Origin of the sequence: Pseudomyxococcus flavus, assembly GCF_050038885.1 — a bacterium.
In the GTDB taxonomy this organism is placed as follows: domain Bacteria; phylum Myxococcota; class Myxococcia; order Myxococcales; family Myxococcaceae; genus Myxococcus; species Myxococcus flavus.
This window is the reverse complement of sequence record NZ_CP143624.1, coordinates 64,459-78,377: the sequence shown is the minus strand read 5'-3', so window position 1 is coordinate 78,377 and position 13,919 is coordinate 64,459. Positions and strand designations below refer to the sequence as shown.

Annotated in this window: 16 protein-coding genes; all 16 read left to right on the top strand. The window is 71.3% G+C overall.

Annotated features, from left to right (window positions below; all coding sequences use genetic code 11):
* The 16 genes from acpP to VZL07_RS00280 all read left to right on the top strand — a co-directional run bounded on the left by acpP (nucleotide 1) and on the right by VZL07_RS00280 (nucleotide 13,912).
* Entirely contained in the window at nucleotides 1–243 is a 243-nt protein-coding gene (gene acpP, locus VZL07_RS00355) for an acyl carrier protein (RefSeq protein WP_426753249.1), read from the top strand.
* 86 nt (nucleotides 244–329) lie between these two features.
* On the top strand, nucleotides 330–1,583 hold the full coding sequence (gene fabF / locus VZL07_RS00350) for a beta-ketoacyl-ACP synthase II (RefSeq protein ID WP_426753247.1): 1,254 nt from the start codon (nucleotides 330–332) through the stop codon (nucleotides 1,581–1,583).
* A gap of 21 nt (nucleotides 1,584–1,604) precedes the next feature.
* Nucleotides 1,605–2,048 (top strand): ribose 5-phosphate isomerase B, encoded by a 444-nt coding sequence (gene rpiB, locus VZL07_RS00345; RefSeq protein ID WP_426753245.1) that lies wholly within the window; start codon nucleotides 1,605–1,607, stop codon nucleotides 2,046–2,048.
* Between the two features lie 36 nt (nucleotides 2,049–2,084).
* The gene (gene glyA, locus VZL07_RS00340; RefSeq protein WP_426753243.1) at nucleotides 2,085–3,341 is read left to right on the top strand and encodes a serine hydroxymethyltransferase; all 1,257 of its coding nucleotides are present in this window, start codon (nucleotides 2,085–2,087) and stop codon (nucleotides 3,339–3,341) included.
* A 21-nt stretch (nucleotides 3,342–3,362) separates the two neighbouring features.
* Nucleotides 3,363–3,875, top strand: coding sequence for a transcriptional regulator NrdR (nrdR, locus tag VZL07_RS00335; protein WP_426753241.1), 513 nt, complete (start codon nucleotides 3,363–3,365; stop codon nucleotides 3,873–3,875).
* 9 nt (nucleotides 3,876–3,884) lie between these two features.
* Complete coding sequence (gene ribD / locus VZL07_RS00330) at nucleotides 3,885–5,048, top strand: bifunctional diaminohydroxyphosphoribosylaminopyrimidine deaminase/5-amino-6-(5-phosphoribosylamino)uracil reductase RibD (protein WP_426753239.1); 1,164 nt, start codon at nucleotides 3,885–3,887, stop codon at nucleotides 5,046–5,048.
* Nucleotides 5,049–5,099: 51 nt separating this feature from the next.
* The gene (locus VZL07_RS00325) at nucleotides 5,100–5,759 is read left to right on the top strand and encodes a riboflavin synthase (RefSeq protein WP_426753238.1); all 660 of its coding nucleotides are present in this window, start codon (nucleotides 5,100–5,102) and stop codon (nucleotides 5,757–5,759) included.
* Between the two features lie 40 nt (nucleotides 5,760–5,799).
* Nucleotides 5,800–6,303 (top strand): 6,7-dimethyl-8-ribityllumazine synthase, encoded by a 504-nt coding sequence (ribH, locus tag VZL07_RS00320; protein WP_426753237.1) that lies wholly within the window; start codon nucleotides 5,800–5,802, stop codon nucleotides 6,301–6,303.
* A gap of 3 nt (nucleotides 6,304–6,306) precedes the next feature.
* Nucleotides 6,307–6,729, top strand: coding sequence for a transcription antitermination factor NusB (nusB, locus tag VZL07_RS00315; RefSeq protein WP_426753236.1), 423 nt, complete (start codon nucleotides 6,307–6,309; stop codon nucleotides 6,727–6,729).
* A 32-nt stretch (nucleotides 6,730–6,761) separates the two neighbouring features.
* The gene (locus VZL07_RS00310) at nucleotides 6,762–7,253 is read left to right on the top strand and encodes a M17 family peptidase N-terminal domain-containing protein (RefSeq protein ID WP_426753235.1); all 492 of its coding nucleotides are present in this window, start codon (nucleotides 6,762–6,764) and stop codon (nucleotides 7,251–7,253) included.
* Nucleotides 7,254–7,308: 55 nt separating this feature from the next.
* Entirely contained in the window at nucleotides 7,309–7,683 is a 375-nt protein-coding gene (locus VZL07_RS00305; RefSeq protein WP_426753233.1) for a response regulator, read from the top strand.
* The gene (locus VZL07_RS00300) at nucleotides 7,680–10,406 is read left to right on the top strand and encodes a chemotaxis protein CheW (protein WP_426753231.1); all 2,727 of its coding nucleotides are present in this window, start codon (nucleotides 7,680–7,682) and stop codon (nucleotides 10,404–10,406) included. The genes VZL07_RS00305 and VZL07_RS00300 overlap by 4 nt, the downstream gene beginning before the upstream one ends.
* A 43-nt stretch (nucleotides 10,407–10,449) precedes the next feature.
* On the top strand, nucleotides 10,450–11,016 hold the full coding sequence (locus tag VZL07_RS00295; protein ID WP_426753229.1) for a chemotaxis protein CheW: 567 nt from the start codon (nucleotides 10,450–10,452) through the stop codon (nucleotides 11,014–11,016).
* The gene (locus VZL07_RS00290; protein ID WP_426753227.1) at nucleotides 11,013–11,537 is read left to right on the top strand and encodes a chemotaxis protein CheW; all 525 of its coding nucleotides are present in this window, start codon (nucleotides 11,013–11,015) and stop codon (nucleotides 11,535–11,537) included. The genes VZL07_RS00295 and VZL07_RS00290 overlap by 4 nt, the downstream gene beginning before the upstream one ends.
* A gap of 21 nt (nucleotides 11,538–11,558) precedes the next feature.
* Complete coding sequence (locus VZL07_RS00285; RefSeq protein WP_426753226.1) at nucleotides 11,559–11,936, top strand: hypothetical protein; 378 nt, start codon at nucleotides 11,559–11,561, stop codon at nucleotides 11,934–11,936.
* Nucleotides 11,933–13,912 carry a HEAT repeat domain-containing protein gene (locus VZL07_RS00280; RefSeq protein ID WP_426753224.1) on the top strand — a complete coding sequence of 660 codons (1,980 nt, stop codon included), beginning with the start codon at nucleotides 11,933–11,935 and terminating at the stop codon, nucleotides 13,910–13,912. The genes VZL07_RS00285 and VZL07_RS00280 overlap by 4 nt, the downstream gene beginning before the upstream one ends.
* Nucleotides 13,913–13,919: the final 7 nt, after the last annotated feature.

The following is a 13,919-nucleotide window of genomic DNA, read 5'->3' as shown; positions in this document are numbered from 1 at the left end:
ATGTCGACGTCATCCATTGAGGCCAAGGTCAAGTCCATCATCGCCGACCAGCTGGGGGTCGGAGAGGATGAGATCAAGCCCGAGTCTTCCTTCATCGAGGACCTGGGCGCGGACAGCCTCGACATCGTGGAACTCGTGATGGCGATGGAGGAGGAGTTCGAGGTCGAAATCCCCGACGAAGAGGCGGAGAACATCAAGTCCGTCAACGACGCCATCAACTACATCAACACCCACAAGAAGTAGGCAGCACCACTTGGCGTGCCGGGGTGCGGGGAGGCGCCGCGTGAGGCGCGGCGTCCCCGGTGTCCCAGGCGCCAGCGGAGAGGACCGTGTCACACCGTCGAGTCGTCGTCACCGGAACCGGGCTCATTTCGGCCCTGGGAACCGGAACCGAGAAGAACTGGCAGGCGATGATCGCCGGCAAGTCGGGTATTGCCCAAGTCACTCGCTTTGACGTTGGCAAGATCGACACGCGCATCGCGGGCGAGGTGAAGGACTTCGAGCCCGAGTCGTTCATCGACAAGCGCGAAGTGCGCCGGATGGACCTGTATGCGCAGTACGCGCTGGCCGCCGCGCAGATGGCCGTGACCGAGTCCGGCCTGCCCGTGGGCACGGACAAGCCGCACGGCTACATCCCGGAGAAGGTCGGCGTCATCGTCGGTTCCGGCATCGGCGGCATCTCCTCTCTGGAAGAGCAGCACCGCAAGGGGCTGGAGAAGGGGTTCGACCGGCTGTCGCCCTTCTTCATCATCCAGATGATCATCAACATGGCGCCGGGCCTCATCTCCATGCGGTACAACTGCAAGGGGCCGAACTGGGCGCCGGTGTCCGCCTGCGCCACCAGCGCCCACGCCATTGGCGAGGCCTGGAAGTCCATCAAGCTGGGCGAGACGGACGCGGTCATCGCGGGTGGGGCCGAGGCGGCCATCACGCCGCTGGGACTGGGCGGCTTCTCGGTGATGAAGGCGCTGTCCACGCGCAACGACGATCCGGCCGCCGCCAGCCGTCCCTTCGACAAGGACCGCGACGGCTTCGTGATGGGCGAGGGCGCGGGCATCCTGGTGCTCGAGGAGATGGAGGCCGCGAAGAAGCGCGGCGCCAACATCCTGGCGGAGGTGGTGGGGTACGGCGCCAACTCGGACGCGTACCACGTCACCCAGCCGGCGCCGGAGGGCGAGGGCGCGGCGCGCTGCATGCGCCTGGCGCTCCAGTCCGCGGGCCTGAACCCGGAGGACGTGGGCTACATCAACGCGCACGGCACCTCGACGCCGTTCAACGACGCCAACGAGACGAAGGCCATCAAGGCGGTGTTCGGTGACCACGCCCGCAAGCTGGCGGTGTCGTCCACCAAGTCCATGACGGGCCACATGCTCGGCGCCGCGGGCGGCTTCGAGGCCGTCGTCGGCGCGCTGGCGCTGGCGCGCAACGTCCTGCCGCCGACCATCAACCAGACGACGCCCGATCCGGACTGTGACCTGGACTACGTGCCCAACCAGGCGCGCGAGGCCCGGGTGAACGCGGTGATGAGCAACTCGTTCGGCTTCGGCGGCACCAACGCGGTGCTGCTGTTCAAGCGCTTCTAGCCGTCCACAGGAGATGTCCGCGTGAAAGTCATCCTCGCTTCCGACCACGCGGGCCTGGAGCTCCGGCAGGAGCTCGTGGCGGCGCTCGCCGCGAAGGGCGTGGCCCACGAGGACGTGGGGCCCGCCACGCGGGACTCGGTGGACTACCCGGACTTCGCCGCGCGGGTCTCCCGCGCCGTGGCGTCCGGAGAGGCCACCCTGGGCGTGCTGGTGTGTGGCACCGGCATTGGCATGAGCATCGTGGCCAACAAGCACCGGGGCATCCGGGCGGCCCTGTGCACCACCGAGTTCGAGGCCCGCATGGCCCGGGCTCACAACGACGCCAACGTGCTGTGCCTGGGCCAGCGCGTGGTGGGGGCCGGCGTGGGCCGCGCCATCCTGGAGGCGTTCCTCAGCACTGCTTTCGAGGGCGGCCGCCACGAGCGGCGCGTCCAGATGATCCGCGAGGCCGAGTCCCAGGGCTGACGGCCCCGCCGTACCCGCTGTTCGAGGGAGTCCGCCATGGAGAACGTCCGTACGCTGGCCGAAGTCGACCCGGAGATTGCCCGCGTCCTGCGTGAGGAGACCCAGCGCCAGGAGGAAGGGCTGGAGCTCATCGCCTCCGAGAACTTCGTCTCCCCGGCGGTGATGGAAGCGGTGGGCTCGGTGCTCACCAACAAGTACGCGGAGGGCTACCCCGGCAAGCGCTACTACGGCGGCTGCGAGGTGGTGGACATCGCGGAGAACCTGGCGATTTCGCGCGCCAGGGACCTGTTCGGCGCGGGCGCCGTCAACGTGCAGGCGCACTCCGGCAGCCAGGCGAACATGGGCGCCTTCATGGCGCTGATGAAGCCGGGCGACACCATGCTGTCGCTGGACCTCAACTCCGGCGGCCACCTCACGCACGGCGCCACGTTCAACTTCTCCGGCAAGCTCTACAAGGTCGTCCACTACGGCCTGACGCGAGACACGGAGACCATCGACTTCGCGCAGGTGGAGTCGCTGGCCAGGGAGCACAAGCCGAAGGTCATCGTCGTGGGCGCCAGCGCGTACCCCCGCACGCTGGACTTCGCGAAGTTCCGGGAGATCGCGGACGCGGTGGGCGCGGCCATGCTGGTGGACATGGCGCACATCGCCGGCCTGGTGGCCGCGGGCGTGCACCCCTCGCCGGTGCCGGTGGCGGACATCGTGACCAGCACCACGCACAAGACGCTGCGCGGCCCGCGCGGCGGCCTGGTGCTGAGCCGCGAGCAGTACGCCAAGGCCATCAACAGCCAGATCTTCCCTGGCATCCAGGGCGGCCCGCTGATGCACGTCATCGCCGGCAAGGCGGTGGCCTTCAAGGAAGCGCTGTCCCCCGAGTTCAAGACCTACCAGCGGCAGATCGTCGCCAACGCCAAGGCGCTGGCGGAGGCGCTCCAGCGCGCCGGCCTGCGGCTGACGTCGGGCGGCACGGACAACCACCTGATGCTGGTGGACCTGCGGCCCAAGCAGCTCACGGGCAAGGTGGCCGAAGAGGTGCTCGGCAAGGCCGGCATCACCGTGAACAAGAACATGATTCCGTTCGACCCGGAGAAGCCGATGACGACGTCCGGCATCCGGGTGGGCACGCCGGCCATCACCACGCGCGGCATGCGAGAGGCGGAGATGGCGGTGGTGGGACGGCTCATCGGCGAGGCGCTGGACGCCGCGCAGGACGACGCCGCGCTGGCGCGCATCCGCGGCCAGGTGAAGGAGCTTGCGCAAGGCTTTCCGCTCTACGCCTCGCGCTTGAAGTAGATTCCGGCGCCGTACCCCTCCATGCGCTGCCCCTTCTGTCAGGACGCCGAGAACAAGGTCATCGACTCCCGTGAGTCCCACGAGGGCTCCGTCATCCGCAGGCGCCGCGAGTGTCTGGCCTGCAAGCGCCGCTTCACGACCTACGAGCGGGTGGAGGAGCTCTACCCGCTCATCGTGAAGAAGGACGGGCGGCGCGAGGCGTTCGACCGGGAGAAGATCGTCAACGGGCTGAAGAAGGCGTGTGAGAAGCGGCCCGTGTCGGCGGACCAGCTCGAGGAGACGGTGGTCGCCATCGAGCGGCAGCTGCAGGGCATGGGCGAGAAGGAAGTGCCCTCGTCCGTCATCGGCGAGGAAATCATGCGCCGGCTGCGGCAGCTGGACGAGGTGGCCTATGTCCGCTTCGCGTCCGTCTACCGCAGCTTCCGCGACATCGCGGAGTTCATGGACGAGCTGAAGGCCTTGCGCGAGGCCGAGGCACGCGAGAAGTGTGAGGCTGCACCCGCGGCCCCGGCGCCGGTGGACAAGGGCGGTTAGAGAAGGGACATGCGGCTGCTGACACGGGCAAGGTTGGAAGCGGCGAGGGCGCCTCGGGCGAAGCGGGCGGCGGACTTCGACCGGGCGGTGGCCGAGTTCTTCATGCGTATCGCGCTGGAGGAGGCGGCCAAGGGCCTGGGCCGCACCAGCCCCAACCCGGTGGTGGGCGCGGTGCTGGTGAAGGGCGGCCGCATCATCGCCCGCGGCTACCACAAGAAGGCGGGCACCGCGCACGCGGAGGTCGTGGCGCTGGAGGCGGCCGGCGCCCGGGCGAAGGGCGCGGACCTCTACACCACGCTGGAGCCCTGCGACCACTACGGGCGCACCCCGCCGTGCAGCCTGGCCATCATCGAGGCGGGCGTCCGTCGCGTCATCTGCGCGTCGGCGGACCCCAACCCGCAGGTGAGCGGCAAGGGCGTGGCGCGGATGCGGCGCGCCGGGCTGAAGGTGCTCACCGGGGTGCTCGCGGACGAGGCGGACCGCCTCAACCGGCCCTTCTTCAAGATGATTCGCACCGGCCTGCCCTGGGTGACGCTCAAGGCGGCGGTGACGCTGGACGGCAAGCTGGCCACGGCCACCGGAGACTCGCGCTGGGTGACGGGCGAGCCGGCGCGCGCCTGGGTCCACCGGCTCCGGGACTCGGTGGACGTCATCCTCGTGGGCGCCAACACCGTCCGGAAGGACGACCCGAAGCTCACCACGCGGCTACCCGGTGGCGGCGGCAAGGACCCGCTGCGCGTGGTGGTGGACAGCCACCTGCGCCTGTCGCCAGGCTACACCGTCTTCACGCAGCGCAGCCCGGCCCGCACGGTGGTGGCCACGCTGGAGGACCCGGAGGGCCGCAAGGCGCGGCGCTTCCTGGCCCAGGGCGTGGACGTCTGGCAGCTGCGACAGAAGGCGGGAAAGGTGGACCTCAAGGCCCTGCTGCGGCGGCTGGCGAAGGCCGGCCACAACCATGTCCTCGTGGAGGGCGGGGCGGAGATGTACGGCTCCTTCCTGCGCGGGCACCTGGCGGACTCGCTGGCGTTGTTCCTGGCGCCCAAGCTGATTGGCAGCCCCGGCCTGTCTTGGGCCGGAGACCTGGGCGTGAAGGAGATGGCCCAGGCCCTGGCGGTGAAGGACCTCACCTTCGAGCGCCACGGCGACGACATCCTGCTCCAGGCACTGCTGTAGAAGGCGGGCCGCCGTGGGCGCGGACGGGGCCGGTCCGTTATAACCGGCCCCATGTTTACCGGGCTCATTCAGGACCTTGGCAGGGTGGAGCGTGTCATCCCCGGTGGGATGACCGACCTGTGGATTCACACCTCATTGGGCGCGGCGGCCTTCGAGCTGGGGGAGTCCATCGCCGTCAACGGGGCGTGCCTCACGGTGGTGGAGCGGACCCAGGACAGCTTCCGGGTGCAGGCCTCGCCGGAGACGCTGCGGCGCACGACGCTGGGCGCGGTGCAGCCCGGAGACCGGGTGAACCTGGAGCGGGCCCTGGCGCTGGGCGAGCGGCTGGGCGGGCACCTGGTCTCCGGCCATGTGGATGCCGTCAGCGAGGTGCTGGAGGCCTACCCGGAGGGTGGCTCCTGGGTGATGGGCTTCCGGCTGCCGGAGGCGCTGGCGCCGTTCTTCATCGAGAAGGGCTCGGTGGCCATCGACGGCATCAGCCTCACCGTCAACACGCTGGAGGCGGACCGGTTCCGGGTGCAGCTCATCCCGGAGACGCAGGCGCGCACCACCCTGAAGTCGCGGGGCGTGGGGGCGAAGGTGAACCTGGAGGCGGACCAGATCGGGAAGTACGTGGCCCGGCTGTTCGCGCTCCAGCGGGGGCAGGGGGCCGCCGGGGGCGGCGGGCTGACGGCGGCGGCCATCGCGGCTGCGGGGTTCGGCTCGCGGTAGCAGGCGACGCCGGGGCCCGTGCTGGTGTAGGAAGCGCGGCATGCCTCGCTACTTCGACGGTGACTATCTTCCCCCTAAGGGCCGCTTCGCCATCTGCGTGGCCCGCTTCAACGGCTTCATCACCGAGGAGCTGGCCAAGGGCGCCGTGGACACGCTGGTGCGCCACGGCGTGGCCGACGCGGACATCGACGTGTACCGCTGCCCCGGCACCTATGAGCTGCCCGGCCTGGTCCGCCGCGTGACGGAGTCCCGGCAGTATGTGGGCGTCATCACCCTGGGCGCCGTCATCCGGGGCGGCACGCCGCACTTCGACTACGTGGCCGGTGAGTGCGCCAAGGGCATTGGCGCGGTGGCCTTCCAGGCCGCGGCGGCCAGCCCCGCGACGGCCGTCACCTTCGGCGTGCTCACGACGGACACGGTGGAACAGGCCATCGACCGGGCGGGCGTGAAGGCGGGGAACAAGGGAGCGGAGGCCACGCTGGCCTGCATCGAGATGGTCAATCTGTACGCGAAGATGACGGCGACGGAAGGAAGGAAGGCGTAGGCCATGGGCGCGCGGAGAACGGGACGTGAGCGTGCGCTGCAGGCGCTCTACCAGCTGGAGATGTCGAACGCGTCGACGGCGGAGGCGCTGGAGTCGGCCTGGTCGGCGGCGGACGAGGGCACCAGGCGGGATCCGGACGCGGTGAAGTTCGCCCGGGAGCTGGCGGAGGGCGTGCAGTCCCACCGGGACGAAATCGACGAGCTCATCGAGCGGCACAGCCACAACTGGCGGCTGGACCGCATGTCGCGCATCGACCGGAACGTGCTGCGCCTGGGCATCTTCGAGCTGAAGTACCGCCCGGACATCCCGCGCAAGGTGACCATCAACGAGGCGGTGGAGCTCGGGAAGAACTTCGGCAACGAAGAGTCGAGCGCCTTCGTCAACGGGCTCCTGGACCGCGTGGCGGTGGCCCTGAACAAGCCGTGAGCCGCTGACACCCGCCGCGAGGGAGACGCGCCGTGAGCCAGACGACGACGCACGACATCGGATTGGACGGGCTGGACTCGCTCGGCGGGGTGGACGCGCTCTGCCTCTTCGTCGCCGAGGATGACCGGCCCCTGCCGTCCTCCGCGGGCTTCGTGGACTGGCGGCTGTGTGGCTCGCTCTCGCGGGTGCTCAAGGCGGGCTTCTTCACCGGCGCGGAGGACGACTGGCTCCTGCTGCCCTCGGACGGCAAGCTGCCGGTGCCCCGCATCTTCGTGGTGGGGCTGGGCGCGCGTCAGCGGCTGGACACGAGCGCGCTGAGCGAGGCCCTGGCGGAGGCTGGCCGCGTGCTGAGCAAGGCGCGCGTGGAGTCTGTGGCGTTGGAGGTACCCGGCGAAGGACGGCTGGATGACGCCGCGCGCGCGGACGCCTTCCAGAAGGGCTTCCTGCCGGCGTTCAAGGGCGGACGGGTGGCGGTCCTGGCGGACAAGGGACTCGTCAAGTCGCTGCCTGCCCGCAAGGGCTGACGCTCGGCGGCCGGGCGGGCCTTCTGCTAGATTGCCTCGCCCGGGGCGAGCGCACATGCGTGTCAAGGTGTTGATTGTCGAGGACTCGAAAGCATCGCGCGAGTACATCGCGGCGATGGTCGAGGCCGTGGAGGGGGTGGAGGTGGTGGTGACCTCGAGCGGCTTCGAGGCGCTGAAGCTGCTGCCACGTCACCGCTTCGAGCTCATCATCACCGACATCAACATGCCCGACATCAACGGGCTGGAGCTCATCAACTTCGTCAAGAAGAACCCCAACTACCGCGACGTGCCGCTCTTCATCATCACCACCGAGGGGCGTGAGCAGGACCGCGAGCGCGGGCTCGCGCTGGGCGCCGCGGAGTACCTGGTCAAGCCCTTCCTCCCCGGGAGTCTGGAAGCGCTCCTGCGGCGCTACCTGAAGCTGCCGTGAATCCTGGGAGCAAGGCACTGGCCGAGTTCGTGGCCGAGGCGACCGAGATTCTCGACACCCTCGCCAGGGACTTGCTCGTGCTGGACGAGCACCGGGGCCAGGATGCGGACCCCGACCTGGTCAACGGCATCTTCCGCGCGGCGCATTCGCTCAAGGGACTGTCCGGCCTGTTCGGACAGGAACGCATCGCCCGGCTGGCGCATGGCACGGAGGACCTGCTCGACCGGCTGCGCCTGGGAAGGCTCCTGCTGGATGGCGCGGTGCTGGACGCGCTGATTGAAGTCCTCGACGCGTTCCAGGCGCTGCTGGGCGAGGCCGCCCGTGGCACGGAGACCGAGGGGCTCTCCGTCCGCGTGGAGGCCATGGCGGCACGGCTGGCGTCGCTGGGGGCACCGGCGGAGGTGTCGGAGGACGACCCGCTGGAGCGGCTGGAGCTGGACGCGCAGGTCCGGGCCGTCTTCACCGAGTATGAGGAGCATCGGCTCCGGGAGAACGTGCGGCGGGGCGTGGCCCTGTGGCGCGTGCGAGCCGCGTTCGACTTGTCGGACTTCGACAAGGGGCTGGCGGAGCTCAACGCGAGGCTCAAGCCGCTGGGCGAGGTCATCAGCACGTTGCCCTCCGCGCAGCCGGGAGGTGCGCACGGCATCGCGTTCGACCTGATCTTCGGCGCGCAGGTGGATCGTCAGTCACTGGAGGCGGGCCTCTCGGGGACGCCGGCCGAGTTGTCTCCACTGGTGGTGCGCCCGGCCGCGGAGGCCGTCACGCATGCGCTGGTCCGGGCTGCTCGACCTGCCGCGACGGCTCGGGGCCATGAGGAGCGTGAACCGTCACGGCCTGGCGATGCGGACGGGAGGGGCGGGGAGTCCGCGGCGCGCGGGCGGGTGAAGGATGCAGGAACGGGGCAAGCGCAGTCCGCGGCCACGCGCGTGAGCGCGGGGGAGGCGCCGGAATCGCAGCGCGGGCGGGAGCGTGGGGCCAGGCCTGTCACGCCCGGAAGCGGTCCCCTGGAGACGCCGGACGCGACGACACGGCGCAGCGCTTCGAAGGGACGGGAGCGTGCGCCTGTCGAGGAGGACTCCCCATCATCCAAGCGAGGAGGTGGAAGGAAGAAGGGAGCTCGAGCTCCCGTCACGCCGCCGTCGCCCGACGCGCAACAGTCGCTGTTGCCGCAAGTGCCCGAGGCGACCGGGCCGGAGCCGTTGGATTGGCTCGCCGATGCGGGCCCTCCGCTCCAGCCCGAGGCGGGCTCGGAGCCGCCGGATTGGCCCGCTCCTGAAACCAGGGCACCCGCGCGACAGGCCGGCGCTCTCCCTCCGCTCCAGCCCGAGGTGGCCTCGGCGCCCGGGACAGAGCCGCCGCGTAACGTCCCGCCCGCGCCGCTCCTGGCTTATCTCCAGGTGCCCGCGAAGGCCCCCAAGGGTCTCTCGGTCGCGCCGGCTCCTCCGCCCGCGGGCACCGAGCGCGCGACGCCCTCCGGAGCGCCGTCGACGCTGACCGCCGACACCTCCCTGCGCTCCCTCACGCAGACGGTGCGCGTGGACATCGGCCGCCTCGACGGCCTCATCAACATGGTGGGCGAGCTGCTGCTCATCAAGGCCAACCTCCAGCGGCTCGCGGAGTCCGCGCGCCAGGACGGCGCGGTGGCCCTCTCCAAGCTGTTCGGCCAGGAGCTGGCACGGGAGACGCGGGGCCTGGAGCGCAAGCTGGAAGCCCTCCAGGAGGGGCTCCTGGAAGCGCGGATGGTCCCCGTCGGACAGGTGTTCGACAAGCTGGCGCGGCTGGTCCGCCGCATCACCCGCGAGGCCGGGAAGGAAATCGAGTTCGTCATCAGCGGCGGCGAGGTGGAGCTGGACAAGCTCATCGTCGAGGAGCTGAGCGACCCGCTGATGCACCTCATCCGCAATGCCATCGACCACGGCGTCGAGGCGCCGGACGCGCGGCTGGCCGCGGGCAAACCCCGCCGCGCCGTGGTGTCGCTGCGCGCCGAGCAGAAGGGCAACCACGTCGTCATCGAGGTGAGCGACGACGGGGCCGGCATCGACGAGCTCCGCGTGCGCGAGGTGGCCATCACCCGGGGCCTCATCACCTTCGCGCAGGCCCAGGAGATGAGCCGGCGTGAGCTGCTCAACCTCATCTTCCAGCCCGGCTTCTCCACCGCCCGCAGCGTGTCCGAGCTGTCCGGCCGCGGCGTCGGCCTGGACGTGGTGAAGAACAACCTGGGCAACCTGTCCGGCATCATCGACGTGTGGAGCGAGCGCGGCAAGGGCACCTCCTTCCACCTCACGCTGCCCGTCACACTGGCCATCATCCGCGCCCTGCTGGTGGGCGTCAGTGGCCGCACGTACGCGGTGCCGCTCAACAGCGTGCTGGAAATCGTCGCCGTCCAGCCCCGGGATATCCGCACCGTGGAGCGCCGCGAGGTGCTGGACCTGCGAGGCCAGACGCTGCCCTTTATCCGGCTGGCGCGCATGTTCGCGCTGCCGGAGCGTCCGGTGAGCCGCCACTTCGTGGTGGTGGTGGGGTTGGCCCAGGAGCGGCTGGGCATCGCCGTGGACGAGCTGCACGGCCAGCAGGACATCGTCACCAAGCCCCTGGGCGGCCGGCTCCAGTCGGTCCGGGGAATCTCCGGTGCCACCGATCTGGGCAACCGCCGCACGGTGCTGGTGCTGGACGTGGCCGCGCTCCTGGAGGAGGGGCTGGCCCAGGAGCGGCGTCGGGCCTGACCCTCGCTGCGGACGGGCGCGCCGGCTGCTATCCTTCCGTGCCGTGTCCCGGTTCTCGGAACTGCTCGACGACTTCTTCTACCGTCCGGACGAGGACGTCGCCGGGCTTCAGGACTTCGCGGCGGGCAGTGACGGCGGCAGGGCCGCCGCGCCCGAGGAGGTCCCCGAGGAGTACCTGGCCTTCCAGCTCGAGGGCGAGTGCTACGCCGTCCCCATCCGGGGGGTGCGCGAAATCTCCAAGGTGCCGCCCCTGACGGAGATTCCCCGCGCGGAGCCCCAGTTGCTGGGGGTGATGAACCTGCGCGGCGAGCTGCTGCCCGTGTACGACATCAAGGTGCGCCTGCGCCTGGCCGAGCGCCCACCCTTGGTGGCGGGGCCGGACGCGCCGACGCCGCCTCGGAGCGCGCGCATCCTCGTGCTGCGCACGGAGACGGGGCCGGCCGGCGTGTGGGTGGACGGCGTGGTGGGCGTGGTGAAGCTCAAGCCGTCCATGCTGGAGGCACCGCCACCCGGCATGCGCGTGGGTGACAGGGATTGCGTGGTGGGCATGGGCCGGCGCGGGCCCGCGCTCTACATCCTCCTGGACGCGGAACAGGCGCTCGCCTCATGAAGGACCCGGTCAACCTGCTGCCACGGCGCCCGCTCGCCCTCCCGGATGACACGGCTCCGGCCGCCGACCGGGTGGTGCAGCTGTGCGCCTTCTTCATCGGCGCGGAGGAGTACGTGCTGGACATCATGCGGGTGGAGGAAATCCTCCCGCTCCAGCGAATCACGCCCATTCCCCATGCCCCGGCCTTCGTGGAGGGCGTGGTCCACTTGCGCGGCCTCATCCTGCCCGTGGTGGACCTGCGATGCCGGCTCCTGGGGGCGCCAGGGCCGGAGACGCCGAAGACGCGGCTCCTGGTGTGCAAGCTGGGGATGCGCCGCGTGGCGGTGAAGGTGGACCGGGTGTCGGAGGTGGTGCGCGTGCGGCGGGGGGACATCAAGCCCGCGCCCGCGCTGCGGGTGGCGGGCCACTCGCCCTTCGTGGTGGGGGTATGCGGGCCGCCGGATCGGCTGCGGCTGCTGCTGGACCTCAAGGCGTTGCTGCGGGTGGAGCTGGAGCGCGAATCAACCAGGAAGCCAGTGTAGGGCCACATCGGGGGGACTGCGGTGGACCATCAAGGACTGGAGCAGCACCGACGCAACCTCGGCATCTTCTTCATCGTCACCAACGGGCTCTCGTTGCTCGTCGCGGTGGGGGTGGCCGTGTTCATCGGCGTGGTGGGCGGCGTGGTGCCTGGCGCGAAGCCGGAGGAGCGGGCGCTGATTGTCGCCGCCGGAGCCCTGGTCGGCGGCTGCCTCGCCCTGGTGGGGCTGCCCGGTGTCGTCACCGGCATCGGCTTGCTGAAACGCAAGGCCTGGGCGCGGACGGTGGCGCTCGTGCTGGGCATCCTCGCCCTCCCCAACATTCCCCTGGGCACGGCCCTGGGCGCCTATGCGCTCTGGTTCTATCTCCAGGCCGGCTCCGAGCAGGTCTTCGACACATGAGCCCTCCCATCGAGCTGCCCGTCGCGGAAGAGGCCCGCTACCTCGCGCTCCAGGCGCTGGACCCGTGTGCCGCGGGTGTCCTGGAGATTCTCGTCGTCGGCCTGCACGACGAGAGCTGGCGCGTGCGGCACGTCGCGGCGGAGGCCCTCAAGCGGATGCCTGCCTCGACCGAGCTGGCGGCCCGGCTCATCGCTGTCCTCGGAGAGCGAGGTGAGACCGGGGCGCGCAACGCGGCGGCCGAGGCGCTCGCGGGGCTGGGGGGCGTCGCGCTGGAGCCCCTGTTGGGCCTGCTGGCGCACCCGGATCCGGACCAGCGCAAGTTCGCCGCGGACATCCTGGGGCAGCTCGGGCAGCGCGGCGCGGAGGCCTCGCTGGTCCGCGCGCTGGCCGACCCGGACCTGAACGTGCGCGTGGCCATCGCGGAGGCGCTGGGCCGGATTGGCGGAGCGCAGGCGCTTCAGGCCCTGGAGACGCTGCTGGAGGACGCGGAGCCGTTGCTCCGCCTCTCCGCGCTGGAGGGGCTGACGCAGCTCCAGCACGCGGCGCCGCTGCCCCTCGTGCTGTCGCTGCTGAGCGACGCTCGGCTCCAGCGCAGCGCCTACCGCATGCTGGGCCTCATCCTGGATGTGGAGGCCACCGAGCGCATCTGCCTGGGATTGACGTCGGACCTGCGCTCGGTGCGCGAGGCCGCGTTGTCGGCGCTGGGGATGCAGGCCTCGCGCGCGGAGGGCGAAGGGCACGGAGCGCTCGAGGCCGTGGTGCGGCGGGCGCTGCGGCCGCTACCTGCACTGGGCCCCCGGCTGGCCGACGCCCTGGCGTCCGAGGATGCGCTGGTGTGCGCGGGCGCGCTGGTGGCGGTGGCGTCTCTGGGCGATGCGACGCTGGCCATTCCCGTGGCGGAGTGCGCGCGCGAGGCGCGGTTGATTCGCGAGGTGCTGCACACGCTGGATGGGCTGGGGCGGGAAGGTGGGCGCGAGCTGCTCCAGCGCCTTCCGGAGCTGTCACTGCCGGCCCGGGCCGCGGCGGCCGAAGCGCTGGTGGAGCTGGTGGATGCGACGGCGGTGGCGCCGCTGTGCGCGTTGCTGGAGTGGATGGAGGGCGACCTTCGCGCGGTGGTGGTGCGCGCGCTGGGACGCACGGGCTCGGCTACGGCCGTAGCGCCGCTGGTGGACCTGATGCTGGAGCCGCCATTGGAGGGGGCCGTCATCCGCGCCCTGGCGGGGCTCGCGGAGACCTGCCCGGCGGAGGTGCTGGCCGCGCTGGAGGACGCGGTGGCGCGCCGGAGCACGCCCGCGACCGTCGTGGCGCTGGCTCGCGTGGGCGGCGTCCCGGCCCTGCCCACGCTGAAACGGCTCGCGCGAGCCGCGGAGCCGCGGTGGCGCGCGGCGGCGGTGATGGCGGCCTGCGAGCTGGACGGGGACGCCGGGCGGGAGCTGGTGCGCTCGGCGCTCGCGGACGAATCCGTCCCGGTGCGGATCGCGGCGGCCCGGGCCATGGCCCGGCTGGGCGGACCGGACGCGGGGGCTCTGCTGTCGCCCGTCCTGCGGGACGAGGACCTCTCCGTCCGCGTGGCCGCGGTGGAGGCGGTGGGCGCCAGCGGGGCCGTGGACCGAGTCCCGGAGCTGGTGGACCTGACGCGGCACCCCGACGGGGCCCTGGCGGTGGTGGCGGTGCGGGCCCTGGCGAGGCTGGGGGCGGCGGAGCCGGGCGTCCTGCGCGAGGCGGCGAGGCACCCGGACGTGGAGGTGGTGAAGGCAGCCCTCACCGCGGGGGCGGAGTCCGCGGCCGGCGTGACGATGGCGCTCTCCCTGCTGCGCCATCCGAGCTGGGACGTCCGTGCCGCGGCGGCGCGGGTGCTGGGGACCTCAGCGGGCCCGGACTGTCTGCCCGCCGCGCGCCAGGCGCTGGAGGCGGAGTCGGACGCCCTGGCGCTGCAAGCCCTCTCCGACGCCGTGGAACGCCTGTTGCGGCGCTGAGAGGGCC

What these genes read in the sequence shown, in the direction of transcription:
- acpP (WP_426753249.1), top strand. Translation starts at nt 1, where the DNA reads ATGTCGACGTCATCCATTGAGGCCAAGGTCAAGTCCATCATCGCCGAC.
- glyA (WP_426753243.1), top strand. Translation starts at nt 2,085, where the DNA reads ATGGAGAACGTCCGTACGCTGGCCGAAGTCGACCCGGAGATTGCCCGC.
- nrdR (WP_426753241.1), top strand. Translation starts at nt 3,363, where the DNA reads ATGCGCTGCCCCTTCTGTCAGGACGCCGAGAACAAGGTCATCGACTCC.
- ribD (WP_426753239.1), top strand. Translation starts at nt 3,885, where the DNA reads ATGCGGCTGCTGACACGGGCAAGGTTGGAAGCGGCGAGGGCGCCTCGG.
- VZL07_RS00325 (WP_426753238.1), top strand. Translation starts at nt 5,100, where the DNA reads ATGTTTACCGGGCTCATTCAGGACCTTGGCAGGGTGGAGCGTGTCATC.
- ribH (WP_426753237.1), top strand. Translation starts at nt 5,800, where the DNA reads ATGCCTCGCTACTTCGACGGTGACTATCTTCCCCCTAAGGGCCGCTTC.
- nusB (WP_426753236.1), top strand. Translation starts at nt 6,307, where the DNA reads ATGGGCGCGCGGAGAACGGGACGTGAGCGTGCGCTGCAGGCGCTCTAC.
- VZL07_RS00305 (WP_426753233.1), top strand. Translation starts at nt 7,309, where the DNA reads ATGCGTGTCAAGGTGTTGATTGTCGAGGACTCGAAAGCATCGCGCGAG.
- VZL07_RS00290 (WP_426753227.1), top strand. Translation starts at nt 11,013, where the DNA reads ATGAAGGACCCGGTCAACCTGCTGCCACGGCGCCCGCTCGCCCTCCCG.
- VZL07_RS00280 (WP_426753224.1), top strand. Translation starts at nt 11,933, where the DNA reads ATGAGCCCTCCCATCGAGCTGCCCGTCGCGGAAGAGGCCCGCTACCTC.